The sequence below is a fragment of the Bradyrhizobium sp. Ken64 genome (genome assembly GCF_055807555.1).
The window spans coordinates 43,473-65,676 of record NZ_JBVVPA010000027.1; the positions used below are offsets into that span (position 1 = coordinate 43,473).

27 protein-coding genes and 1 tRNA gene are annotated in these 22,204 nt (G+C 63.7%); 18 read left to right on the forward strand and 10 right to left on the reverse strand.

The window, feature by feature from the left end; all coding sequences use genetic code 11:
* The first annotated feature begins 77 nt into the window (after positions 1-77).
* Positions 78-668, forward strand: a complete 591-nt coding sequence (locus AC0L2F_RS30985; RefSeq protein ID WP_007611704.1) for a TMEM175 family protein — start codon at positions 78-80, stop codon at positions 666-668.
* 9 nt (positions 669-677) lie between these two features.
* On the opposite strand, the gene AC0L2F_RS30990 is transcribed toward AC0L2F_RS30985, so the two are convergent.
* Positions 678-1,064, reverse strand: coding sequence for a YciI family protein (locus AC0L2F_RS30990; RefSeq protein WP_007611703.1), 387 nt, complete (start codon positions 1,062-1,064; stop codon positions 678-680).
* Positions 1,065-1,262: 198 nt separating this feature from the next.
* On the opposite strand from AC0L2F_RS30990, the gene AC0L2F_RS30995 reads away from it, so the two are divergent.
* Positions 1,263-1,454, forward strand: a complete 192-nt coding sequence (locus tag AC0L2F_RS30995; RefSeq protein ID WP_063995896.1) for a hypothetical protein — start codon at positions 1,263-1,265, stop codon at positions 1,452-1,454.
* A 29-nt stretch (positions 1,455-1,483) separates the two neighbouring features.
* A complete protein-coding gene (locus AC0L2F_RS31000) occupies positions 1,484-1,687 on the forward strand; it encodes a hypothetical protein (protein WP_473250981.1) in 204 nt (67 codons plus the stop codon).
* 7 nt (positions 1,688-1,694) lie between these two features.
* Here AC0L2F_RS31000 and AC0L2F_RS31005 read toward each other — a convergent pair whose 3' ends face one another.
* Positions 1,695-2,408 (reverse strand): substrate-binding periplasmic protein, encoded by a 714-nt coding sequence (locus AC0L2F_RS31005; protein ID WP_473250982.1) that lies wholly within the window; start codon positions 2,406-2,408, stop codon positions 1,695-1,697.
* 363 nt (positions 2,409-2,771) lie between these two features.
* Between AC0L2F_RS31005 and AC0L2F_RS31010 the strand changes: the two genes are divergently transcribed.
* The 3 genes from AC0L2F_RS31010 to AC0L2F_RS31020 all read left to right on the forward strand — a co-directional run bounded on the left by AC0L2F_RS31010 (position 2,772) and on the right by AC0L2F_RS31020 (position 5,853).
* Positions 2,772-5,195: an ATP-binding protein gene (locus AC0L2F_RS31010; RefSeq protein WP_473250983.1), complete on the forward strand. Its 2,424-nt coding sequence runs from the start codon at positions 2,772-2,774 to the stop codon at positions 5,193-5,195.
* A gap of 355 nt (positions 5,196-5,550) precedes the next feature.
* Positions 5,551-5,624 (forward strand) — tRNA-Gly (locus AC0L2F_RS31015).
* Between the two features lie 34 nt (positions 5,625-5,658).
* Positions 5,659-5,853, forward strand: coding sequence for a DUF2934 domain-containing protein (locus AC0L2F_RS31020; RefSeq protein WP_473250984.1), 195 nt, complete (start codon positions 5,659-5,661; stop codon positions 5,851-5,853).
* A 597-nt stretch (positions 5,854-6,450) separates the two neighbouring features.
* Here the strand turns inward: AC0L2F_RS31020 and AC0L2F_RS31025 are convergent.
* From AC0L2F_RS31025 to AC0L2F_RS31040, 4 genes are all read right to left on the reverse strand, one after another.
* The gene (locus AC0L2F_RS31025) at positions 6,451-6,783 is read right to left on the reverse strand and encodes a hypothetical protein (protein WP_473250985.1); all 333 of its coding nucleotides are present in this window, start codon (positions 6,781-6,783) and stop codon (positions 6,451-6,453) included.
* Positions 6,784-6,847: 64 nt separating this feature from the next.
* Positions 6,848-7,111, reverse strand: coding sequence for a GlsB/YeaQ/YmgE family stress response membrane protein (locus AC0L2F_RS31030; protein WP_473250986.1), 264 nt, complete (start codon positions 7,109-7,111; stop codon positions 6,848-6,850).
* 27 nt (positions 7,112-7,138) lie between these two features.
* A complete protein-coding gene (locus AC0L2F_RS31035; protein ID WP_007611687.1) occupies positions 7,139-7,597 on the reverse strand; it encodes a YidB family protein in 459 nt (152 codons plus the stop codon).
* 270 nt (positions 7,598-7,867) lie between these two features.
* Positions 7,868-8,731, reverse strand: a complete 864-nt coding sequence (locus AC0L2F_RS31040) for a formate/nitrite transporter family protein (protein ID WP_473250987.1) — start codon at positions 8,729-8,731, stop codon at positions 7,868-7,870.
* Positions 8,732-8,922: 191 nt separating this feature from the next.
* Here AC0L2F_RS31040 and AC0L2F_RS31045 point away from each other — a divergent pair, with 191 nt between their 5' ends.
* From AC0L2F_RS31045 to AC0L2F_RS31060, 4 genes are read left to right on the forward strand one after another with little or no spacing between them, the layout of a single operon-like run.
* Positions 8,923-9,375, forward strand: coding sequence for a DUF2231 domain-containing protein (locus AC0L2F_RS31045; RefSeq protein ID WP_007611685.1), 453 nt, complete (start codon positions 8,923-8,925; stop codon positions 9,373-9,375).
* Positions 9,372-10,706, forward strand: coding sequence for a PQQ-dependent sugar dehydrogenase (locus AC0L2F_RS31050; RefSeq protein ID WP_473250988.1), 1,335 nt, complete (start codon positions 9,372-9,374; stop codon positions 10,704-10,706). Before AC0L2F_RS31045 ends, AC0L2F_RS31050 begins: the two co-directional genes overlap by 4 nt.
* A gap of 18 nt (positions 10,707-10,724) precedes the next feature.
* Complete coding sequence (locus AC0L2F_RS31055; RefSeq protein ID WP_007611681.1) at positions 10,725-10,928, forward strand: hypothetical protein; 204 nt, start codon at positions 10,725-10,727, stop codon at positions 10,926-10,928.
* Positions 10,929-10,964: 36 nt separating this feature from the next.
* Positions 10,965-11,135: a hypothetical protein gene (locus AC0L2F_RS31060; protein ID WP_007611679.1), complete on the forward strand. Its 171-nt coding sequence runs from the start codon at positions 10,965-10,967 to the stop codon at positions 11,133-11,135.
* Positions 11,136-11,192: 57 nt separating this feature from the next.
* Here AC0L2F_RS31060 and AC0L2F_RS31065 read toward each other — a convergent pair whose 3' ends face one another.
* The gene (locus tag AC0L2F_RS31065) at positions 11,193-11,576 is read right to left on the reverse strand and encodes a type II toxin-antitoxin system VapC family toxin (RefSeq protein ID WP_473250989.1); all 384 of its coding nucleotides are present in this window, start codon (positions 11,574-11,576) and stop codon (positions 11,193-11,195) included.
* Positions 11,573-11,830 (reverse strand): type II toxin-antitoxin system Phd/YefM family antitoxin, encoded by a 258-nt coding sequence (locus tag AC0L2F_RS31070; protein WP_473250990.1) that lies wholly within the window; start codon positions 11,828-11,830, stop codon positions 11,573-11,575. The genes AC0L2F_RS31065 and AC0L2F_RS31070 overlap by 4 nt, the downstream gene beginning before the upstream one ends.
* 348 nt (positions 11,831-12,178) lie before the next feature.
* Between AC0L2F_RS31070 and AC0L2F_RS31075 the strand changes: the two genes are divergently transcribed.
* From AC0L2F_RS31075 to AC0L2F_RS31100, 6 genes are all read left to right on the forward strand, one after another.
* The gene (locus tag AC0L2F_RS31075) at positions 12,179-13,570 is read left to right on the forward strand and encodes an MFS transporter (RefSeq protein WP_473250991.1); all 1,392 of its coding nucleotides are present in this window, start codon (positions 12,179-12,181) and stop codon (positions 13,568-13,570) included.
* Positions 13,571-13,693: 123 nt separating this feature from the next.
* Positions 13,694-14,542, forward strand: coding sequence for a 3-oxoadipate:acetyl-CoA acetyltransferase (locus tag AC0L2F_RS31080; RefSeq protein WP_473250992.1), 849 nt, complete (start codon positions 13,694-13,696; stop codon positions 14,540-14,542).
* Between the two features lie 114 nt (positions 14,543-14,656).
* Entirely contained in the window at positions 14,657-15,862 is a 1,206-nt protein-coding gene (locus AC0L2F_RS31085) for an MFS transporter (RefSeq protein ID WP_473250993.1), read from the forward strand.
* Between the two features lie 182 nt (positions 15,863-16,044).
* A complete protein-coding gene (locus AC0L2F_RS31090) occupies positions 16,045-17,274 on the forward strand; it encodes a CaiB/BaiF CoA transferase family protein (protein ID WP_473250994.1) in 1,230 nt (409 codons plus the stop codon).
* A 157-nt stretch (positions 17,275-17,431) separates the two neighbouring features.
* Positions 17,432-17,647, forward strand: coding sequence for a hypothetical protein (locus tag AC0L2F_RS31095; protein ID WP_007602925.1), 216 nt, complete (start codon positions 17,432-17,434; stop codon positions 17,645-17,647).
* A 120-nt stretch (positions 17,648-17,767) separates the two neighbouring features.
* On the forward strand, positions 17,768-18,160 hold the full coding sequence (locus tag AC0L2F_RS31100) for a RidA family protein (RefSeq protein WP_473250999.1): 393 nt from the start codon (positions 17,768-17,770) through the stop codon (positions 18,158-18,160).
* A 175-nt stretch (positions 18,161-18,335) separates the two neighbouring features.
* Here the strand turns inward: AC0L2F_RS31100 and AC0L2F_RS31105 are convergent, their stop codons facing one another.
* On the reverse strand, positions 18,336-18,998 hold the full coding sequence (locus AC0L2F_RS31105) for a TetR/AcrR family transcriptional regulator (RefSeq protein ID WP_473250995.1): 663 nt from the start codon (positions 18,996-18,998) through the stop codon (positions 18,336-18,338).
* A 223-nt stretch (positions 18,999-19,221) separates the two neighbouring features.
* Between AC0L2F_RS31105 and AC0L2F_RS31110 the strand changes: the two genes are divergently transcribed.
* Positions 19,222-20,457 (forward strand): acyl-CoA dehydrogenase family protein, encoded by a 1,236-nt coding sequence (locus tag AC0L2F_RS31110; RefSeq protein ID WP_007611657.1) that lies wholly within the window; start codon positions 19,222-19,224, stop codon positions 20,455-20,457.
* A 138-nt stretch (positions 20,458-20,595) separates the two neighbouring features.
* Positions 20,596-21,654, forward strand: a complete 1,059-nt coding sequence (locus AC0L2F_RS31115) for a phosphotransferase family protein (protein ID WP_007611655.1) — start codon at positions 20,596-20,598, stop codon at positions 21,652-21,654.
* A 108-nt stretch (positions 21,655-21,762) separates the two neighbouring features.
* Here AC0L2F_RS31115 and AC0L2F_RS31120 read toward each other — a convergent pair whose 3' ends face one another.
* Entirely contained in the window at positions 21,763-22,059 is a 297-nt protein-coding gene (locus AC0L2F_RS31120) for a GIY-YIG nuclease family protein (RefSeq protein ID WP_007611654.1), read from the reverse strand.
* Positions 22,060-22,204 lie beyond the last annotated feature (145 nt).

Sequence of the window (22,204 nt, forward strand, 5' to 3'; positions counted from 1 at the left end):
GCGTCTGGACGGGACCGATGTTAAGACCTAGGGACGAGACGGCCCAAGGTTCCATTCCCAAAAAAGCGCCCCCCGGCATGACCGAGCTCAAATCCGACCAGTTCGAGATGCGGCGGCTGGAATCGCTCAGCAACACCATCTTTGGCGTCGCCATGACGCTGCTCGCCTACGATCTGCCCAGGGCCGCGGTGTTCAGCAGCGCGCCGGACTGGAACGATCTCGCCCGGGTCTATTCCGGCAAGCTCGCGGGTCTTGCGCTCAGCTTCATCATCGCCGGCGTGTTCTGGATCAGCCATCACCGGCGGCTGGCGCGCCAGCCCGTCGGCAGCCGCGGCGCGGTGATCCTCAATCTGTTCTTCCTGCTCTCGATCGTGCTGCTGCCGGTGACCAACGGCCTCTACACCAACTACCCCGTGAGCAGTGCGGTCGCCGTGCTCTACGGCCTGCACCTGACCGCGATCGCCGGCCTCAATGCCTGGCTGTGGTGGAGGATCCTGGGCGGCTGGCGCCATGAGATCATGGCCTCGCTGTTTCCGCTGCTGGTGTTCATCCCGGGCACGGTCGTTGCGGCGTTCGCGCCGCAGGTCGCGCCGTTCGTATGGTTCATCGCCTTCGGCGGGCTGCTGATCCAGCGCTTCTATGTCGGGCCGACCGGGCCGAACAATTAGGCCTGCCGCTCATTCGCCGGAGGGCGTCGCGCCAAACCCGTCGGCCGGCACGTAAAGCTTGACCGGGCGGATTTCGTAGACCGCTGACGGATTGACCTGGCGCAGGGTCCGCGCGGCCGCGATCGCCTCCTCGTCCGTGTCGTATTCGACGAGGTGGAAGCCCAGGAGCTGCTCCTTGGTCTCGGCAAACGGGCCGTCCAGCACGACGCCCGCGCCGGGGCCACGCAAGGTGCGGGCCTTTCGGGTCTCGTCCAGGCGGGCGGCCGGGCCGAAATGCCCGCTTGCCCGGAGGGGCGCCTGAACCTCGATGACTTTGGCCACGACCGCGGCGTCCTTCTCGGGCGTCCAGGACAAGATCTCGTCTTCCACGTGATAGGCCAGGATGGCGTAAAGCATTCGTCACCTCGTTGATTCTCGCTGCGCGCGTCCGAAGGACGTATCACCACCGTCGCAGCCGACAACGGGGTCGGGGAAAATATTGCGTCGCCGGGTGGGGCGACGAAACCTTCCCGAAACCCGATTGCGGCCGAAAGGTGTGAACGCCGCCCGAAATCGACGCGACTGATTGCCACCAAGAACACTTCGGAGGCGGCCATGTCGACCATCAAGATCATCTGCAAGATCATCTGCGACGCGCGTCGGGCGGGAAGGTCGGAGCTTGCGGATCTGCACGACCAGAGCGGCCACCATCGCTATTACGGCAGCTCGGCCGAGAGCGGCGGCGAGCGCATCGTCGAGAGCCGGCGCGGCAAGCGCCCGCGTGCAATGAGCGTTTGCGGCTTCTAAGCCCGACGCTTGCAAAACAGCCTGCGACCATGAACGTCGTGCAGATATCGATCGCCGCGATGCCGTTCCTGCTTTCGCTCGCGAGCAGGTCCGGCAAGGCGATCGCGCCATGCCTGCTTGCGGGCATCTTCACCGTGCTTCTCGGCAGCGAGCCGCCGCGGGCGGCCATGGCCTGGTGCGTCGGGCTGTTGATCGCGGCGGTTGCGGTGCGGGAGCGGACTCGCGCGAACTGACCGCGTGTCACATCCCGCTCAGCACCTGCTTGATCAGCGTTTCCCGCAACCGGGCAAGTTCGCCGCTCGCCTCCATCTGCTCGATCATCCTTCCGACCTTCGGCACGAGATCGCGATGCCGCTCATGCAGATGGTGGTAGATGCTGATGCGCTCGAGGGGCGGTGAGAGCGGGTGGATCCTGGCCTGGAGATTGAGTTTCCTCACCGCGGCCAACCCGCTGAAGAGGTCGGTGACCATCACGTCGAAGCGGTCGGCATCGAGCATCTTGACCATGTTGTCGAGGCTTGTGGTCGCCGTGACCCGGGTCATGCCGCGCGTACCGGCTTCCGACGAGCCGACGCCGCGTACGATGCCGATGCTGTAGTCCCTGATTGAATTCCAGCCGGCGACGTCGAACTGCAGTTTCGTGGTGAAGACAGCGGGCTCGATGTAATTGATCGCGGGTGTCACCTGGATCAGCGTCGGGTAGTCGCGAGAGAGCGTTCCGATCCGCTGGACCTCGCCGTCGACCTGGCCGGTGCTCGACAGCGCGAGCGCGCGCTTGCCCGGGACATCCTCGAATTCGAGCTTGATGTTCAGCCTGGCATAGACGGCGCGGAGCATCTCGCCGCCGACATATTGATCGGGGATATCGGCGATGCGTGCCAGCCGGATGACCTCTTGCGCCTGCGACGGGCCTGCCGCGAGCAGCAACAGGCAGACCACGACTATCCGCCTCATGAGGCATCTCCCTGGCCATGCCCCTTGGGCGTGCCCTGCTACCATCGGATTCCGGTGCTGCGCGATCTACCGGAGATGGCAGCTGCGCCGGTCCGCAACGTCGACAGCGCGTTCGCGCTGTGCCGGCGGCTCCGGACTTTCACCGATGTCATTCTAGCACGCGAGGTGGTAGTTTGCCGGGGAATCCTGCTGCTGGGCGCAAGATATGACCCCGTCGAACTCAGGCCGCCCAAGGGCCGACAGGATCAAGGGCCGACAGGATCGCCACGCGTATCGCCTCTGAGGCAGCGCCTCACCGTACACTTTGCTCGCGGCTGCGACCGGTAGGCTGAGCAGGCGCCGCCATTTTCGGGGACGTGGTGCATGGGCAACGCAGGTGACGATGATATCAAGCGCGCCCGCGCCATTACGCCGGTGGCTGCGAAGCAGGATTTGACCGGCATTGGTGCAGCGCTCGCGCCTCCGATGTTCGGGGCACTCCTGGCGCGGATCTTCAACTGGTCGCGCAGCGGCGTCGGGCCCCGGCTGCTTGCCGCCGTGCTGCTGTTCTCATCGGTCGTGACGCTGACCCTGACCGCGCTCCAGCTCTATCTGGATTACAATCGTGAGGTCGGACTGATCGAGACGCGGCTGGACGAGATCGGCCGCAGCACCACGGGCAGCCTCGGAGAGAGCCTGTGGAATCTCGACCAGAACCAGCTCAAGCTCCAGCTCGATGGCATTCTGCGGCTGCCTGACATCCGCGCGGCCGAGGTCCGCGAGATCGCCGATCGGCCCAATCCGATCCGCGTCGAAGTCGGCGAGCGAAACACCCGTTCGATCATGACCCGGGAATTTCCGCTGAGCACCATGGTGCAGGGGACCTCGCGCGCCATCGGCACGCTCCGGGTCGAGGCGACGCTGACCGACGTCTATCAGCAATTGCTGAACAGGGCCCTCGTCATCCTGGCGAGCCAGGCGGCAAAGACGTTCCTCGTCTCCTTGTTCATCATCTACATGTTTCATCTGCTGGTGACGCGGCATCTCGGCTCCATCGCCGAGTACGTCGGCAAATATAGCCTCGGACGGCCGCCGCCGCCGCTGCGCCTGGAGCGCCGGCCGCCTGACGAGGCCGACGAGCTGGACAAGGTGGTCGTTGCCTTCAACGCGATGTGCGCCAACCTCGAACATGCCTATGGCGAGTTGCGCGAGGCCAATGGGAATCTCGAGCGTGACCTGAAGATCCGGCGGCACGCCGAGGAGAACGCCCGCGCGAGCGAGCAGCGCTTCCGTGATTATGCCGAGACCGCATCCGACTGGTTCTGGGAGACCGGCCCGGATCACGTGTTCACCTACATTTCAGATCGGGCCGATGCTTTCGGCATGGACCCCAAGGCGCTGATCGGGAGGCGCCGTTCAGACGCCGCCTTCGACCGCGATGCCGAGCCGCAGAAATGGCGCGGTCACCTGGCGACGCTGGATCGCCACGAGCCGTTCCGGAAGTTCGAGTATCGCGGCCGCGATGCGACTGGGCGCGCGCGTCATTTCAGCGTCAACGGCCAGCCGGTGTTCGGCGCCGACGGACGCTTCATGGGATATCGTGGTTCGGCCACCGATCTGACCGAGCAGCACGAGACGGAGGAGCGGCTTCGCCAATCGCAGAAGATGGATGCGATCGGCCAGCTCACCGGTGGCGTCGCGCATGATTTCAACAACGTGCTCACTGTCATCACCGGCACCATCGAGATCATCCGGGAGGGGCTGGCGGACAAGCCCGACCTCGCCGCGATCGCGCAGCTGATCGACGATGCGGCGACGCGAGGCGCGGAGATCACCTCGCAGCTCTTGACCTTTGCGCGTCGCCAGCCGCTGGAGCCGCGCGAGATCGACGTCAACGGCCTCGTACTCGAGACGGCGAAGCTGTTGAAGCCGATCCTGGGCGGAAACATCGAAATCGTGACCCGCCTCGCGGACGACGCCTGGCCGGCGATGGCCGATCCGTCGCAGCTGTCGTCGGCAATCATCAATCTCGCCGTCAACGCGCGCGATGCGATGCCTCGCGGCGGCACGCTGACGCTCGAGACCGCAAACCGCGAATTCGACGGCGCGGATGGTGCTGGTGACGGCGACGCCACGCGCGGCGCCTTCATCATGGTCGCGGTGGCCGACACCGGCCATGGCATCCCCGCCGACATCCGCGACCGCGTGTTCGAGCCGTTCTTCACCACCAAAGGGGTCGGTCGCGGTACCGGGCTCGGCCTCAGCATGGTCTACGGCTTCGCCAAGCAGAGCGGCGGCAGCGTTGCGATCGAGAGTGAGGAAGGCCACGGCGCCGTGATTCGGTTGTTTCTGCCGCGATCAGCTGGCGGAGCGCAGGCGAGGACCGGGGCGCTGCAGGCGCCCGCGGCGGCACGCGGGCACGAGACGATTCTCGTCGTCGAGGACGATCCGCTGGTGCAGGGCTACGTCATCGCCCAGCTCGGCAGCCTCGGCTATCGCACCCTCGCAGCCGGCGACGGCGCAACGGCGCTTGCGCTGGTGCAGCAGGGCGCCCAATTCGATCTGCTGTTCACCGACATCATCATGCCCGGCGGCATGAACGGACAGGAGCTGGCCGAGGCCGTGCGGCGCCTCCGCCCGGGGATGAGGGTGCTCTATACGTCGGGCTATACCGACCACGCCCTCGACCACGAGGGTCATCTCGGTTCCGGCGTTGCGTTGCTGAGGAAGCCGTACCGGAAGGCGGACCTGTCACTGAGGGTCCGCGAGGTGCTCGCCGACGAAACGCCCCCTGAGCAGCAGGCGTGATACCAACGAAAAAGGCGCGGCGGGGAGGCCCCGTCGCGCCCGATTTCTTGCTCGCTGGTCCAGGGCTGAGAGCGCCCCGATGCCAAGCCTTTATTCAAAGCTTAGCGGGCGATCCCAGCGAGGTGACAGCGCTTGGTAAAAGACACTGGATCACCTCCTTTCGTTGGTTGCGGAAGACATCAATATAGGCGGCAATTCCGGTGTTGTTAAGGGGAGGCGGGGCGGGAGGAACTGGCGGCTGTTCGTAAGGTCGGGAAGGCGCTGGAAAGCCGTCTCTTGGGCAGTTGATCCTGTCTCGGGCCGTTGATCCTGGGCAGTTGAGACCGCCGCCCGGCCGTGTTAGGGAGCCCCTGTCGCGGGTGTAGCTCAATGGTAGAGCAGCAGCCTTCCAAGCTGAATACGAGGGTTCGATTCCCTTCACCCGCTCCAATGCTTTCAATGTCTGTCCGGCCCGAAGACATGGGTGCTGTGGGTCGAAAACGGCTGTGAGCACGGTAGGTCCGAGATGCATTGGCTAAATGCTCGGCGCGAGGTCCTTGCAGCTGCGATCGGAGGTGTCGCTCGTGTGTCGAATACCGCGAGCGGTGAGTTGAAGGCCGAGGCGAGCGCTCCCCGGAAAAAGCGGCGAGCTGCCTGGCCCAACGCCTCTTGGCCGTAGCGTCCGGCGGCGAGCGAAGGCAACCACGAGCTCAATTGGTTCGGTCGCTGGACCTGGCCTTCTTAGGTGAAGCTACACCTCGCTCCCGGTGGGACTTCGCAGGACCTTCAGGCTCGATCCCGTTCTGCTGGTCGAACTTCCTGATCCATGACTGAACGTAGCCCGGATCGTCCGGACAAAGCTGCTCAAGTAAACGAAGGTTCTGCGCTCTGAATTCCACTAGGGTTTTCGGCAATTGTGCCTCCTCAAAACCCTGCCCATATCTAGGCTGCTGCATCGGGAAAAAGTGGTCAAGCCAAAAGGGCGCTTGAAAAGTTCGGTGCGTTGATGCAGCGCCGACAGCGAAAACCCGGCCTGGGGGAAGCGGGGCTTTCTGAAAGGGGTGAAGCTTAGGGACGCTTCGACTGTATGACGCGCGATCGGCGAAAAGGCTCAAAGCTAAAAAGCGAACCACGCCAATACTGCAATGATCGGGATGATTGCCACGCCCACAAGCACCAAGGGTGCAGGTTCATTGCCCGTCCTGTCGCTCATGCTGATCTCCTCAAAAAGTTCCGGGTTAGCGGCGGTGCCAAGGGGCTCTTAGGGGTTCAAACGTCACGTTTTCGGACTTGGCTGCGGCGCAGGTGTGGCTTGAGGAGAAGGTGTCGGATTGCTCGGCTGCTGAGGCGCTGCGGCCTCGCCGCCTGCGTGAGGAACGCACGTACCGATGTTGCTGAGCAGCCGTTTGGCCTGGAGGTCGCGCACCTTTGAGTATTCGCGTCGTCGTTCGATATTGGCCGCGGCCCATCGGTCCCAGGCCTCGAAAGCGTCCGTATAGTGCTTTCGCATCTGCTCCTCGGCGGCAAGGCAATCGGCAAACTTGTCGAACACCAGGTCGGTATTGACCGGGGTCATGCCTCCTACCAGGACAACGAGCATCCATTTCATCGTGCCGATCGCCTTTCGCGCCGGGCGAATTCTCCGCTAACGCGAAGAATTCCGTTCGCGGTGGTTAGATGGCCCGGCGGCTGCGACCGGCCACAAAACCGTAGACGAGAAGCACGATGACGGCGCCTACCACTGCCCCCACCAGCCCCGCGCCTTCTCCGGGCCGATACCAGCCCAGAGATTGGCCAAGATAAGTCGCAACGAACGCACCCACTATCCCCAGGATCGTGGTGAGGATGAAACCCGAGGGCTCGTTGTCGCCGGGCATGATGAACTTCGCGATGACGCCTGCGATGAAACCGATGATGATCGTCCAGATAATGCTCATGTCTCTCCCTCGAGGCTTGCGATAGTGTTATCCCGCCGATTGCGCCGGGAGACGTCCGTCAGGCGTGTACTTGTCCACGGCCGTCGGAAGTTCGCGAGACAAGCGGTTGAGGATCTCCTGCTGCGACAGGCCGGTCTGCTGCTCCAGCTTTTGAAGAACGTCCGGACCGATAGCCTGCTGGAGTTCGGGCGGGGTGACTTCGCGGTTTGGCCCCTGATTGATCCAGGATTGAGCCGCATCGCCTTGTCCGTTCTGCTTGAAGTGCTCGAGCAACTCGCCGATCCCGCCATTCAGCAGCGAACCCACGCCACCGCCTCCCACAAGGCCGCCAAGATTGCCGAGCATGCCGCTCAGGGAATCCTTGGCACCCGCCGGCTGACCGGAGGTCGCATTGCGAAACATGTCGGCGAGCTTGTCCCGATTTTGATAACCGGCGATCGCGAGCATACCCAAGAGGGCGGTCATCGATGGCATTCCGCGACTCATTTCCGGCTCCTGAGTTCGATGATGGGCAATCGTGCGCAAGAAATCGCGGCCCGCCTTGTCCTGGCCGCCGCATCATTCATCGCCCACAACATACGTGGGCCTGGGAAGTTCCACGTTTCCCCAGAACCACGTTTCCCCAGAACGGTCAGTCATTGCCAGTCCCGAACAAGTTGATGCATCTCGCTGGACCGACTTCGCACGTTGATTTGCTGAGGCAAGCTCAGCTCGCACCCATCGTTCCTGTCGAGGCGGCAGCTTTGTGGAGGCTCTTTATTCCCTGTGATCGTCGATCTCGGGGGCGACCTGTCCGTAGTTCAGCAAGGCCACGAGGGTCGTTCCGCCCAGAATATTGCCGAGGAGCGTCGGTACGAAGAAATCCGAGGCATATTGTGAGAGCGACGCCCGGCCGCTCTGCACCAGGAAGGCGCACTCGACCGAGCCCGCGATGATGTGCGCGAACTGGCCGAGCGCGACCACATAGGTCATCACGATAATGATGTGCGCGCGCGATCCCTTGGTGGCCGGAAGAAGCCACGCCATCAAGGCGATCAGCCAGCCGGCAAAGATCGCCCGGACGAGGGTTGTCGAGAACGTGCCCTCGATGGTGTGGCGGCTGAGATCGACGAAGGCGTCCACGATGCGCGGTTCGAAGATGCTGGTGTGAGCGAGCACGGATCCGACGGCCCAGGTTCCCAAAATGTTGGAGGCGAGGACCAGGCCCCACAGTTTGATCACGCTTCCGAGCGTGCCGAGATCTCTGTTGTGCAACAGCGGCAGGATCGGTGTCAGCGTGTTCTCGGTGAAGAGCTGCTGCCGTCCCAGCACGACGACCAGGAAACCGACCGTGTAGCCGAGCGGCGCCACCAGGCGCCGGGTGGCCTCGTCGGAGATCAGCCCGTGAAACTCGCCCTGGACGATCAGGGACAATCCCATCGAAAGGCCGGCGGCGAGGCCGGACAGCACGATGGCCCACCACCGCCGCTCCAGTTCCTGCGCACCCTCGGCGCGGATCGTCTCGTGGATGAGTGCGGCGTTCGGCCGGCTTTGAGATTCGATCTGTTTCGTCTGCCGCCGCGAGACGCCGTCGAGCTTCGAGGCTGGATTGAAGGAGGCGCCGTCGCCAGGCTGGTCCACTCCGCGCTCTCCTGAAGGACAGGTTCATCTCAAGGCCCGGATCAAGGCCCGGAGCGGCAAGGGGTTCCTCGTGAGTGCTTCGACGCCGCAGCGCTGGAGGCACAGCGGCGCCGTGGTCGACCATCAGGAACCTTCGTGGAAAGCGGGTGTTTTCCACCGGGGAGGGGCGGCGATCTGACAAGAGGCCAATCGTGCAACAAGACGTGCGCGTGCGCTCGACCGCACAAATCGCGGGCCATCCGATTCATCCGATGCTGGTGCCGATACCGATCGCTTGCTTCATCGGGGCGCTGCTGACCGACATCGCCTATGTCGTCAGTACCGAGATCATGTGGGCGGATTTTTCCGCCTGGCTTTTGGTCGTCGGCGTCATCTTCGGCGTACTGGCCGCCATTGCCGGCCTGACCGATTTTCTCGGCAACCGCCTGGTGCGGACGCAGCCGCCGGCCTGGCCACATCTGATCGGCAACGCGCTGGCGCTGGTCCTGGCGATCGTCAATGCGTTGATCCACACGCGCGATGCCTGGACCTCGGTGTGGCCGACCGGGCTCATTCTTTCAGCCATCACCGTCTTGATCCTGCCGGTCACCGGCTGGCTCGGCTGGGCGATGGTGTACCGCCACGGTGTAGGAGTTGCGCGATGAACTCCGCAATCGCTCGGGCGCTGTTGTGTGCTTCGCTGCTGTGTCTGGCCGGCTGCAACGACGGCAGCGGCGATCCGAAGGCGCAAACCGGCGCCAACCCGACGCTTCCCGACATCCAGCAATATTTGCTGCCGCCGATGCACATCGCCCGCATCGTCGGCTGGAAAAAGGACGAGACCCCGGCAGTTGCGCAGGGCTTGCAGGCCAGGGCCTTCGCGACCGGCTTGCAGCACCCCCGATTTCTCTACGTGCTGCCCAACGGCGACGTGCTGGTGGTGGAATCCAAGGCGCCGAAGGGCGCTCCGATCAAGCGGCCCAAGGAAATCGTGATGGGATACATCGAGTCCTGGGCGACATCAGGCGGCGACACCGGCGAGAGCAACCGCATCACGCTGCTGCGCGACAGCAACGGGGACGGCGTCCCGGACACGCAAAGCGTCTTCCTCGACCATCTCAACTCGCCGTTCGGCGTCGCGCTGGTCGGCAATGATCTCTATGTCGCCAACACCGATGCGATCGTCAGATATCCCTACACCGAAGGCGATACGAAGATCACCGCGCCGGGCACGGTGCTGACGCAGCTGCCGGGCGGACCGATCGACCATCACTGGACCAAGAGCCTGGTCGCGAGCCCCGACGGTTCAAAGCTCTATGCCGGCGTCGGCTCCAACAGCAACATCACCGAGAACGGCATGGAGGCCGAGCACAATCGCGCCGCCATCCTCGAGATCGACCGTGCCAGTGGCCGCTGGCGCATCTTCGCAAGCGGCTTGCGCAATCCCAACGGTCTCAGTTTCGAGCCGCAGACCGGGACGCTGTGGACGGTGGTGAACGAGCGCGACGAACTCGGTCCCGATCTCGTGCCGGACTACATGACGTCGGTGAAGGACGGCGGCTTCTATGGCTGGCCCTACAGCTATTACGGCCAGCATGTCGATCCCCGCGTCAAGCCGGAGCGGCCCGACCTCGTCGCCAAGGCGATCGTGCCTGACTACGCGCTGAGCTCGCATGTCGCGCCGCTTGGAATGGCCTTCAACACAAGCGCGAGTTTGCCGGCCGCCTATCGCGGCGGCGCCTTCGTCGGCGAGCACGGCAGTTGGAACAGGCAGGTCTTGAACGGCTACAAGGTGGTGTTCGTGCCGTTCACGGACGGCAAGCCGAGCGGCCCGCCGCAGGATGTCGTCACCGGCTTCCTCAACAGCGACAACCAGGCGCGCGGGCGGCCCGTCGGCGTCGCCATCGACAAGACCGGCGCGCTGCTGGTCGCCGATGACAGCGGCAACACGGTGTGGCGGGTGACGGCGGCGCACCCGCAGCTCACGCAGCGATAGATCTCGAGGAGTTACACCATGGGCCTTGCTCAATACACGATCGTGCCCGTGCAGGACGAATGGGGCGTGCTGCACGACGGCGACGTCAAGAACAGATACTCCACCAAGGAAGCCGCGTTCGAATCGGCGGTGGCTGCCGCCTCACTGGCGCTTCGCGAGGGACACGAAGTCCATGTCAGCGTGCCCGGCCGCGAAGCCGGCGAGAACGCGCTGGGAATTTGATGGGACACTCCGAGTAGAACACTTCAGGAGGCTGCGATGACCAAGCCCCGTGAGCCGAACGGTATTGAGCCCTCCCGCTCCGAAGACGACATTCAGCGCGACCAGCTCGGCCCGCGCGGCGTGCCGAATGCGCCGGATCCGGCCAAGATGACACCTCAACGCGACAAGAAAACCCCGAAGCAGGTCGATCCCGGCCATACAGCCTGACGGCTGCCCCGCGGCTTTTCTGTTCGGCCGGTAGGTCGCCGCCCGGCAGTCGTCGACTTACGCCGCCGCAACGATATCCGTCTTGGCAAAGTCGTCGCCGACGTAAAGAAGTGCGCAGCCATGCTCCTTGGCGACATCGTAGGCGAAGCAATCACCAAAGTTGAGGCCGGCGGGACGAATGCCTTTGCCCCAACGCGAGTAGATCTGCGCCACGCGTTCGGCCGAAGTTTGGGTCACCGAGATCACGTTCAAACCGAGATCGTTGATCAGCCTGTTCATCTCTTCGTCGACGCCCCGCCGTGCCGCGACGATCAGGCATTCTGCAACGGAGGCGGCCGAGATCAGGATTTCGTCGGCGGTCTCCAGCGCGGTGATGCAAGCATCGGCTTGCGGTTCGTCGAGCACGACCGCCATCAGCGCGGAAGTGTCGACTGCGATCATTCCGGCAGTCCGTCATCGCCGAAAAGAAAGTCCTGACTGCGCGCGGCGCTCGGTCCGGGAATAGCTTTGGCCCCGCCGGTCCTTCGTGCCGCCTCGAGCACGGTCCGGCGCGCGGCGCGGTCCGGCGCAAGCTTGACCGGGACGAGCCGCACCGCGGGATGTCCATGCCGCGTCAGGATCACCTCGTCGCCGGCCTCTGCGCGGCGGACAAGATCGGTCAATTGTCCTTTTGCGTCGGTAACGGAGACCCGCATCTCATTGTCCTTCCTCAATTTTCATAAAATGGACCATGCAATGGTCCAATGTCAACCGCCTCCCACCCGCCATCGTCGGAGGCGATCTCGCGGCCGATCTCGGCATGAGCCTGCCGGCGGTGTTGGCCGGGACGTGGGGTCTCGCGCGCAAATAACATCAGGTTAGGTTTGTCGCATAACTGGGTAATTGTGTTAGCCCGGCGAAAGCCTATCGTCGCCACCAAGCAGACACCCATCGGCAGTGACAAGCGCTCGCGAAACTCCGCAGAGCGGCCGGAGAGTGCTGCCCAATTTTGAGCGAAGCCCGTCAACGGGACGTCAGCAAAAACCCAGGGGAGGAATCTTGAGATGACCGCGATCCATCAGATGAGTCAGTCCAGGAAGGCCGCTGCGAGCGGCTGGATCGGGTCGGCTCTCGAATATTATGACTTCTTCATCTACGCGACCGCCGCGTCGCTGATCTTCCCGCAAATCTTCTTCCCGTCGGAGAACCCCACCGTCGCGATCGTTGCGTCGCTGGCGACCTATGGCGTCGGCTATGTGGCTCGTCCGATCGGTGCCTTCGTGCTCGGACATTGGGGCGACACCCATGGCCGCAAGACGGTTCTCATCATCTGCATGTTCCTGATGGGCATCTCGACGATGGCCGTGGGTATCCTGCCGACCTATCAGCAGGTCGGCATGCTTGCTCCGATCCTGCTCGTCATTCTGCGCCTCGTGCAGGGATTTGCCGTTGCCGGCGAAATCTCAGGCGCAAGCTCGATGATCTTGGAGCACGCGCCATTCGGTCGGCGGGGCTTCTATGCCAGCTTCGCCCTTCAGGGGGTGCAGGCCGGACAGATCCTCGCCGCAGCAATATTCCTGCCCTTGGCGGCCTATATGCCGACCGAGGCCTTCAACAGCTGGGGCTGGCGGATTCCTTTCCTGCTCAGCTTCTTCGTCATCGTCGCGGGCTACATCATCCGTCGCGAAGTCGACGAGACCCCTGCTTTTGCCCGCGAGGGCGAACGGGGAGAAACGCCGCGCGCGCCGATCGTCCAGGCCATCAAGCTGAGCTGGCGCGACATGCTCAGGGTCATCTGCATGGCGCTGATGAATGTCATTCCCGTCGTTGCGACCATCTTCGGCGCGGCCTATGCGGTGCAGCCGGCTTACGGGATCGGTTTTGCCAAGGACGTCTATCTCTGGATCCCCGTGCTCGGAAACATGCTGGCCGTGTTCGTCATTCCCTTCGTCGGCAATCTCTCCGACAAGGTCGGCCGCAAGCCTCCGATCATCGTCGGCGCGCTTCTCTCCGGCTTGCTCGCCTTTTGCTATCTCTATGCCATCAGCATTAGGAATGTGCCGCTGGCAATATTGGTGTCGCTGCTGATGTGGGGCGTCGTCTATCAGGGCTACAACGCGATCTTCCCGAGCTTTTACCCGGAGCTGTTTCCGACCCGCACCCGCGTCTCGGCGATGGCGATATCGCAGAACATCGGAACCACCATCACCGCATTGCTTCCCGCCCTGTTTGCGACCGTCGCGCCTCCCGGCTCGACCAACATTCCGTTGACGGTGGGGGCGATTGCCTTCGCGATCACGGTCATCGCCGCGCTGGCGGCCCTGACCGCGCGGGAAACCTATCGGATCAGGATCGACGATCTCGGCAACCCCAATGCCGTTCCGATGCCGCGGGCAGATTATGACCGTCAGCGCGCCGGCGATGCGGTAAGCGGGGCTGCCACGGTTCGCACCTGACGGGTATGGTAGAGGCAACTGCCCGCCGCGATCGATGATGTTCGCGGCGGCAGGGCCTGACTGCATAGTCAAGCTGCCGATTCGAATTTGTGCGCGTGAGCGCAATCAATATGAGGTTGCAAGATGAACCCTGCTGTCATTGCCGTCGCAATCACCGGCTCCGTTCCGCGCAAGAAGGACAATCCCGCGGTCCCGATCCTGCCGTCCGAGCAGATCGAGTCGACGCACCAGGCCTTCGAAGCCGGTGCCACGCTCGCCCATATCCATGTTCGCAACGATGACGAGACGCCGTCCTCCGATCCCGAGCGTTTCGCCGTGGTGCAGGCGGGGATCAGGAAGCACTGTCCTGACATGATCGTTCAGTTCTCGACCGGCGGGCGGGGCCGCGATCCCTCGGCGCGCGGATCGTCGCTCTACCTGAAGCCGGACATGGCTTCGCTGTCCACGGGATCGGTGAACTTTCCGACCATCGTCTACGAGAACAGCGCCGCGCTGGTGGAGACTCTCGCCACCGGCATGAAGTCGAATGGCATCCGGCCGGAAATCGAGATCTTCGATCTGTCACATCTGCACGGCGCCCGCCGCCTGATCGAGGCGGGGCTGATTGACCAGCGTCCGCACGTGCAGTTCGTCATGGGCGTCAAGAACGCCATGCCCGCGGACGAGCATGTCCTCGACATCCTGCTGGGCGAACTCAGGCGGCTGATCCCGAAGGCGACGTGGACGGCCGCCGGGATCGGACGCCACCAGGCGGAGGTCATGAGCTGGGCGCTCGCGCGTGGCGCCGATGCGGTCCGCACCGGGCTCGAGGACAATATCAGGATCGACAAGGCGCGCCTCGCCGCCAGCAACGCCGAGCTCGTGGCCATCGCCGGTGAGGCTGTCGTGCGCCACGGCCGCCGCGTGGCGACTGCGGCCGAGGCGCGATCCCTGCTCGGGCTCGCAGGGCAGGCAGCTCCTGCCGCCTCCTGACATGCTCCCGGCCGCCTGCTGCCATTCGACGGCCGGCGTTTCCGTGCGCCGAGTCTCCGGGTAAGACAGGCGTCACAGGCGTGATCGGCGCCTGGCGGGCAGGCGACGGTTGGAATGCGGTTTTTGAAATCTGACAGCAGGCTCATCGGGGTCCTGCTGGTGCTTGCGGTCTCCCAGCTTTTCGGGTGGGGTACGATAGCTCTTCCCGCCATCGTCGGACGCGATCTCGCGGCCGATCTCGGCATGAGCTTGCCGGCGGTGTTCGCCGGGACGTCCGTGCTCTATGTGTCGATGGGACTGTGCGCGCCCTGGCTCGCCAGGTCGTTTGCGCGGCACGGCGCACGAAAGGTGATGATCTCAGGCACGGTCCTCACCGTGCCGGGCTTCATCCTGCTGTCCCTCGCGCGCGAGCCGATGCTGTATTTCGTGGCCTGGATCGTCCTCGGCATTGCCGGCAGCGCCACGCTTTCGACCGGCGCCTATATCATGCTGAACGAGGTCGCCGGGAGGCAGGCCAAGAATGCCATCGGCGCGCTCATGCTGGTGACGGGCCTGTCGAGCAGCATCTTCTGGCCGACGACGTCGTTCCTCAGCGGTCAGCTCGGCTGGCGCGGGACGTGCCTCGTCTATGCGGTGATGATGATCGTCGTCAACCTTCCGCTCTATGCATTCTTTGCACCGCGACGGAAAATCGCCGGTGATCATGGTGGTGAGTCGGTGAAGTCTTCGCCGCCGCCTGCGATTCCCAGGAGCACCTTCAGCCTCGTCGTCGCCGCGATCACGCTGAACGCCTTCGTCAATTTTGGCATCGGCGCCATCATGATCGAGTTGCTCCGGGCAGAGGGGCTTCCTCCGGCGCAGGCGCTTGCGTTCGGCTCGATGCTGGGCGTGATCCAGGTCAGCGCCCGCGGGCTGGATTTTCTCGGCGGCGGGCGGTGGGATGGAATTACGACCGGGCTCGTTGCCGGTACGGCGCTCCCGGTCGCCATGCTGCTGCTGATGACGAGCGGGGGCGCGACCTGGGCGGTTGCGGCCTTCATCCTGCTCTACGGCGCCGGCAGCGGCGCGATGGCGGTGGCGCGTGCGACGATCCCGCTCGTGTTCTACGATCAGACCGAGTTCGCCAAGGCGATGTCGATGATCGCGCTGCCGCTCAATCTCGCCTCCGCGGTCTCGCCGCCGCTCCTTGTCGGCCTGCTCACCCAGTTCGGCAGCCGCGGCGCGCTCGGTCTCACCTTCGTCTGTTCCTGCGCCACGGTGCTGATCCTGGTCCTGCTCGGCCGCCGGCGGCCGCAGGTGGCTGCGGCGGCAGTGACCTGAGAATATTCGCGCTGCGGAAATTCACCGCGCGGATGACCTGCGCCGGGCGGGCAGGGGGATAGCCGTATGCCCACAGTGCAGTGCTCGGGCCGCCAAAATAGTGTATCCGCAGGAAGCGCGACCCGCGATCTCGCCGCCGCGCCAAGATCAGCTCCAAGATCCAGTTCCCGGAGGAATTCGATATGTCGGCCCTGCCGCTCTCAGGCATCAAGATCCTTGACCTCACCCGCGTGCTTGCCGGGCCCTTGTCGGCCCAGATGCTGGGCGATCTCGGCGCGGAGGTGATCAAGATCGAGCGGCCGGGCACCGGCGACGACGCGCGCGCCTTCGGCCCGCCCTATCTGACCGACCCCGATGGCAAGGCCAACAACAACAACTCGTTCTACCTCTGCGCCAACCGCAACAAGAAGTCGGTCACGGTCAACATCGCGAAGCCCGAGGGGCAGGCGATCATCCGCGAGCTCGCCAAGGACGTCGACGTCTTCATGGAGAACTACAAGGTCGGCGATCTCAAGCGCTACGGCCTCGACTACGAGACCATCAAGGCGATCAATCCCGGCATCATCTATTGCTCGGTGACCGGCTTCGGCCAGACCGGCCCTTATGCGCCGCGCGCCGGCTATGATGCCATCCTGCAGGCGATGGGCGGCCTGATGAGCGTCACCGGCCATATCGACGGCGAGCCCGGCGAGGGCCCGATGAAGGTCGGACCGTCGATCGTCGACTACATGACCGGCATGAACACCTCGATCGGGATTCTCTCGGCGCTGTACCATCGCGACGCCAATGATGGCGTGGGGCAGCACATCGACGTCTGCCTGTTCGACACCGTCATCGCATCGTTGTCGCACTGGCTGCAGATCTATCTCGTCAACGGCAAGACGCCGCCGCGCCGCGGCACCTGGGGCAATGGCGGCATGCCGGCCGGCGTGTTCCGCTGCACCGACAGCGAATTGATGCTGGTGGTCGGCAATGACGGCCAGTTCCAGCGCACCTGCGCCGTGCTCGGCGCGCCCGAGCTCGCGAGCGACAAGCGCTTCGTCAAGAACAACGACCGCGTCGTGCATGGCAAGGAGATCATGGCGATCTTCGCCGGCCTGTTCCTGAAGCAGCCGGTGGCCTATTGGCTGGACAGACTGGAGGAGGCCGGCGTGCCCTCCGGCCCGATCAACAATTTCGAGCAGGTGTTTTCCGATCCCCACGTCCAGTCGCGCGGCATGCGGGTGAAGGTCGACCATCCGTTCCAGCCCGATCTCTCGCTGATCCGCAACGCGCTGACGCTCTCGGGAACCCCAATCAAGGACTACCGCGCCCCGCCGCTGCTGGGTGAGCACACCCAGGAGGTGCTCGCCGGCAAGCTCGGCTATGATGCCGGCAAGATCGAGGCGCTGAAGCAGCAGGGCATCATCTAGCTTCGGCGGAGCGCAGATCGTGACGTCATCATGACGCTCGCGCGACCTTGCGCGAGCCTTACGCGCAATCCCCAGATAAACCCGGTCCGTAAACACACAGGCTTCCGCTTCGCGCGCGACTCAGATTCGATGACGTCATTGGGTCGGGAGAGAACGCATGTCCTACACGATCGGGTTTCAGGCCAAGAACCAGAAGGCAATTCTGGCGACCGAGGCGGCAACGGCTAACCAAGCCGTCGCGATCGTTGCCGCGTTGCGGCAAAGCGCCGACGAAATAAAGTTCATCCGCTCGCCGCAGGAAGGCGACATGGGCATCGAGATGCTGCTGCTGCTCGCCAAGGAAGAGGCCGAGGAGATGCCGCAGCACGCCTAGGCGGTTCGGCGAGCAAACTTCGATCGGAAGCGAAGCATGACGGCTGCAAGCTGATGTAGCAAGCCGTCATCTCGCTTGAACCGAAGGTGGCCGCCCATGAATCTCGAAATGAAGCGCGAAATGAAACGCGAAGCGCTCCGCGTCGAACCGATCTCGACTTTCCTCGATCGTCGGCAGGCGCCGGTCTCGCCGGTCACGCGCGCCGGCAACATGATCTTCGTCGCCGGCCTGCCGCCATTCGACCCCGACACGGGCGAGATCGCGGACGTGCCGATCGAACGGCAGAGCGAGCTCGTCATGGAGCAGATGAAGCTGTGCCTCGAGACGGCGGGCGCGAGCCTCGACAACGTCATGAAGTGCAACGTCTACTGCACCTCGACAAGAGACTTCGCCGCGTTCAACACCGTCTATGCGCGCTATTTCCCGCACGATCCGCCGGCGCGGATCTTCGTCTGCACGCCGGAATGGTTCGGCCCCTTCGACGTCGAGATCGACTGCATCGCGATGATGTGACCGCGCTTACTTACCTCGCCCCGCTTGCGGGGAGAGGTCGGATCGCGTCAGCGATCCGGGTGAGGGGGTACAGGTCCCTCGACGATCTCATGCGCGGAGAGAGGCCCCTCACCCCAACCCTCTCCCCGTAAGAACGGGGCGAGGGCGCGCACCGTCAGTGCGACAACGAGTTGCGCTAACGCGCCGCCACCTTTGACGGCACCTTCGCCTCCGTCCGTCCCGCCGTCAGCGCCATCGTCGCCACGCTGACGACGCGCGCGACCACGTCCTCGACGTCGTCGAGGTCGCATTTGCCTTCCGACAGTTTCGTCAGCCGCTCGCTCTCGCGGATGGTGTGGTGCGCCATGGCGAGCGCGAAATTCAGGCCCCAGTAGATATCGACGTCGCTGCGGTCGGGCAGGGCGCGGCGCATCGCGCCGGCGAATTTCCGCAAATGGTCGATCTCGCGGTTCTTGATGCGGCGGATCGGCGGCACGGATTCGATCGAGGCGCGGATCATGAAGCGCGCCGCGCTCGAGCGCTGGTTCTCCGGGCCGAGGCAGCCGCGCAGTGTCGGGCCGACCAGGGCATGCAGGATTACCTCGATCGGCGCGCGGCCGCCGCCTTGTTCTTCCGCCGCCTTCAATTCGCGCAGACGCTCGCGGTTGGTGGCGATCGAGCGGGTCACGAACAGCTCCGCGATCAACTCGTCCTTCGAGCCGAAATGATAGTTCACCGCCGCGAGATTGACATTGGCCTCCGCGACGATGTCGCGCAGCGTCACGTCGCCGAAGCCGCGATCGGCATAGAGCCGTTCGGCGGCGGCGAGGATGGCAGTCCGGGTATGATCGCTGGCCATGGGAGCCCCTCGGGGAGGGAGTTGCAATTCAAACAGTTGTATGAAACTATCGTTTGAAGGTCGGGAAAGTCAATCCGCAATCGGGACTCGTTCGCAAATGCGCGAACCGGTTCCGCAGAGTTCGCAAGGCGCGCATTCGCACTTGCGGGTCGCACAATGCGGGTGGACAGTCCGGCGCAAAACAAGTTCGCCAAAACAAGTTGGCAAAGACGAGGAGCGTCCCATGGATTTCGATCTGTCGCCGAAGCAGAAGGAATGGCTCGACCGCGTGCAGTCCTTCATGGCCAAGCACGTGCGTCCGGCGGTGCCGGTCTATGATGAGCAGGATCGCAGCGGCGAACGCTGGAAGGTGATCCCGGTGCTCGAGGATCTCAAAAAGAAGGCGAAGGCCGAAGGCCTCTGGAACATGTTCATGCCCCCGAACGAGCATGAGGACGACGAGTTCCGCGGCGCAGGGCTGACCAATCTCGAATACGCGCTGCTCTCCGAGCAGATGGGCCACATCTCCTGGGCTTCGGAAGTCTTCAACTGTTCCGCGCCCGACACCGGCAACATGGAAGTGTTCATGCGCTACGGCTCCAAGGAGCAGAAGCGCAAATGGCTGCGTCCGCTGATGGACGGCGAGATCCGCTCCGCCTTCCTGATGACGGAGCCGGCCGTAGCCTCGTCTGACGCCACCAACATCGAGACCAGCATCGTGCGCGACGGTGACCACTACGTCATCAACGGCCGCAAATGGTGGTCGTCCGGCGTCGGCGATCCCCGCTGCAAGATCGCGATCCTGATGGGCAAGACCGATTTCAAGGCGGCCAAGCACCAGCAGCAGTCGCAGATCCTGGTTCCGCTCGACACCCCCGGCATCAAGGTCGAGAAGATGCTGCCCGTGTTCGGCTTCGACGACGCGCCGCATGGCCACGCCCAGGTGCTGCTCGAGAACGTGCGGGTGCCGAAGGAGAACATCCTGCTCGGCGAAGGCCGCGGCTTCGAGATCGCGCAGGGCCGTCTCGGTCCCGGCCGCATCCATCACTGCATGCGCACCATCGGCAAGGCCGAGGAGGCGCTGGAGAAAATGGTGAAGCGGCTCACCTCGCGCACGGCGTTCGGCAAGCGGATCGTCGAGCATTCGGTGTGGGAGCAGCGCATCGGCGAGGCCCGCACCAACATCGAGATGACGCGGCTGTTGTGCCTGAAGGCCGCCGACATGATGGACAAGGTCGGCAACAAGACCGCGCAGGCCGAGATCGCCATGATCAAGGTCGCAGCCCCCAACATGGCGCTGAAGATCATCGACGAGGCGATCCAGGCTTTCGGCGGTGCAGGCGTCTCGGACGAAGCCGGCCTTGCCAAGGACTACGCTCACATCCGCACGCTCCGTCTCGCCGACGGCCCGGACGAGGTGCACAATCGCGCCATTGCCAGGCTCGAGGTTCGGAAGTATGCAAACTCTTCCAGTCATTGAAATAGGGGAGCTGATGGCGCTCCCTTCACCGTCATTCCGGGGCGATGCGTAGCATCGAACCCGGAATCTCGAGATTCCGGGTCTGGTCCTTCGGACCATCCCGGAATGACGGACAAAGAAAAATAAGGGAGCGTCACATTGGCTGACGGCGTCAGGAAAGACGAAGAATTCTCGGGCACCAAGCCCGTCGAGGAGCGTCATCGTATCGACGAGATGCGGCTCGAAGCCTGGATGCGCGACAACGTCGAGGGCTATGAAGGACCGCTGGTCGTCCTGCAGTTTAGGGGTGGCCAGTCCAACCCGACCTACCGGCTCGACACGCCGAACCGCTCCTATGTGATGCGGCGCAAGCCGTTCGGCAAATTGCTGCCGTCGGCGCACGCGGTCGATCGCGAATACCGGGTGATCGCGGCCCTGGGAAAGCAGGGCTTTCCGGTCGCGAAGGCCTATGCGCTGTGCCAGGACGACAGCATCATCGGTTCGGCCTTCTACATCATGTCGATGGAAGACGGCCGGGTGTTCTGGGATCCGACGCTGCCGAGCCAGACGCCGGAAGATCGTCGAAAAATCTTCACCAGCAAGATCGAGACGCTGGCAAAACTCCACATGTTCGATCCCGTCGCGATCGGTCTTGGCGACTTCGGCAAGCCGGGTAACTACTTTGCCCGGCAGATCGACCGCTGGACCAAGCAGTACCGCGCGTCCGAGACCCAGACGATTCCGGAGTTCGAGAAGGTCGCCGAATGGTTGCCGAAGACCGTTCCGGAGCAGGCGCGCGTCTCGATCGTCCACGGTGACTATCGCCTCGACAACATGATTTTCCACGCAACGGAACCGCGCGTGCAGGCGGTCCTGGACTGGGAGCTGTCGACACTCGGCGATCCCATGGCCGACTTCACCTATCTGCTGATGCAGTGGGTCATGCCCGGCCTGGACGGCGCCGACCTCAAGGCGCTCAACATCCCGAGCGTGGAGGAAGCCGCGCAGATCTATTGCAACGTCACCAAGATGACAGTGCCTGATCTCAACTGGTATTTTGCCTACAACCTGTTCCGCCTCGCCGGCATCACGCAAGGCATCGCCGGCCGCGTCCGCGACGGCACCGCGGCGAATGCCAAGGCGCTGGAGTCAGCCAAGCGCACCGTGCCGCTGTCGAAAGCGTCTTGGGAGTATGCGCAGAAGGCCGGCGCGGTGTAGGGACTACGAAGGCGCGACTGAAGGCCGCGCCCTTTTTACCTCGATCGCGCCTCTCGTGTCCCGGACGTGGTGCAGCACGAAGTGCTGCTCCGCAGAGCCGGGACCCAGTCACGTCACCAACGTATTCAGCTCGTCGGTCAGATCGCGCCAGTCCGGATTGAGTTGTTCGATCAGCTTGAGCTTCCAGCTGCGTCGCCAACGCTTCAGCGAATGTTCGCGCGCCCGAGCTTCCAGTACGGATTCGAAGGTTTCGAAGTAGACAAGCAAGGTCACGCCGTATTTCTGCGTGAAGCCGCGTACGAGTTTGGCCTTATGCTCGGTCATTCGCCGAGCAAGGTCATTGGTAACTCCGACATAAAGAGTTCCGTTTCGTTTGCTCGCAAGGATGTAAACGAAAAAGGGCATGTACACGCAATCGCCGGTAATGCATCGTCACGACTTAAGATTGCATGTTTGAACGGTGCCGCCAAGTGTTCTGATGGTGTGGACGGCCCCCTACGGCATCAGTGTGCCAGAATGAGGTTGTCAGAAACTCATTCACAGGAGCCGT

Bases quoted from the DNA above. Each gene is read 5' to 3' on its own strand.
- AC0L2F_RS31100 (WP_473250999.1), top strand. From the start codon at position 17,768: ATGAAACGCGAAGCGCTCCGCGTCGAACCGATCTCGACTTTCCTCGAT.
- AC0L2F_RS31010 (WP_473250983.1), top strand. From the start codon at position 2,772: ATGGGCAACGCAGGTGACGATGATATCAAGCGCGCCCGCGCCATTACG.
- AC0L2F_RS31070 (WP_473250990.1), bottom strand. From the start codon at position 11,830: ATGCGGGTCTCCGTTACCGACGCAAAAGGACAATTGACCGATCTTGTC.
- AC0L2F_RS31085 (WP_473250993.1), top strand. From the start codon at position 14,657: ATGCGGTTTTTGAAATCTGACAGCAGGCTCATCGGGGTCCTGCTGGTG.
- AC0L2F_RS31000 (WP_473250981.1), top strand. From the start codon at position 1,484: ATGAACGTCGTGCAGATATCGATCGCCGCGATGCCGTTCCTGCTTTCG.
- AC0L2F_RS31075 (WP_473250991.1), top strand. From the start codon at position 12,179: ATGACCGCGATCCATCAGATGAGTCAGTCCAGGAAGGCCGCTGCGAGC.
- AC0L2F_RS30995 (WP_063995896.1), top strand. From the start codon at position 1,263: ATGTCGACCATCAAGATCATCTGCAAGATCATCTGCGACGCGCGTCGG.
- AC0L2F_RS31080 (WP_473250992.1), top strand. From the start codon at position 13,694: ATGAACCCTGCTGTCATTGCCGTCGCAATCACCGGCTCCGTTCCGCGC.
- AC0L2F_RS31025 (WP_473250985.1), bottom strand. From the start codon at position 6,783: ATGAAATGGATGCTCGTTGTCCTGGTAGGAGGCATGACCCCGGTCAAT.
- AC0L2F_RS31065 (WP_473250989.1), bottom strand. From the start codon at position 11,576: ATGATCGCAGTCGACACTTCCGCGCTGATGGCGGTCGTGCTCGACGAA.
- AC0L2F_RS31060 (WP_007611679.1), top strand. From the start codon at position 10,965: ATGACCAAGCCCCGTGAGCCGAACGGTATTGAGCCCTCCCGCTCCGAA.
- AC0L2F_RS30985 (WP_007611704.1), top strand. From the start codon at position 78: ATGACCGAGCTCAAATCCGACCAGTTCGAGATGCGGCGGCTGGAATCG.
- AC0L2F_RS31095 (WP_007602925.1), top strand. From the start codon at position 17,432: ATGTCCTACACGATCGGGTTTCAGGCCAAGAACCAGAAGGCAATTCTG.
- AC0L2F_RS30990 (WP_007611703.1), bottom strand. From the start codon at position 1,064: ATGCTTTACGCCATCCTGGCCTATCACGTGGAAGACGAGATCTTGTCC.
- AC0L2F_RS31120 (WP_007611654.1), bottom strand. From the start codon at position 22,059: ATGCCCTTTTTCGTTTACATCCTTGCGAGCAAACGAAACGGAACTCTT.
- AC0L2F_RS31105 (WP_473250995.1), bottom strand. From the start codon at position 18,998: ATGGCCAGCGATCATACCCGGACTGCCATCCTCGCCGCCGCCGAACGG.
- AC0L2F_RS31035 (WP_007611687.1), bottom strand. From the start codon at position 7,597: ATGAGTCGCGGAATGCCATCGATGACCGCCCTCTTGGGTATGCTCGCG.
- AC0L2F_RS31030 (WP_473250986.1), bottom strand. From the start codon at position 7,111: ATGAGCATTATCTGGACGATCATCATCGGTTTCATCGCAGGCGTCATC.
- AC0L2F_RS31055 (WP_007611681.1), top strand. From the start codon at position 10,725: ATGGGCCTTGCTCAATACACGATCGTGCCCGTGCAGGACGAATGGGGC.
- AC0L2F_RS31090 (WP_473250994.1), top strand. From the start codon at position 16,045: ATGTCGGCCCTGCCGCTCTCAGGCATCAAGATCCTTGACCTCACCCGC.
- AC0L2F_RS31005 (WP_473250982.1), bottom strand. From the start codon at position 2,408: ATGAGGCGGATAGTCGTGGTCTGCCTGTTGCTGCTCGCGGCAGGCCCG.
- AC0L2F_RS31050 (WP_473250988.1), top strand. From the start codon at position 9,372: ATGAACTCCGCAATCGCTCGGGCGCTGTTGTGTGCTTCGCTGCTGTGT.
- AC0L2F_RS31110 (WP_007611657.1), top strand. From the start codon at position 19,222: ATGGATTTCGATCTGTCGCCGAAGCAGAAGGAATGGCTCGACCGCGTG.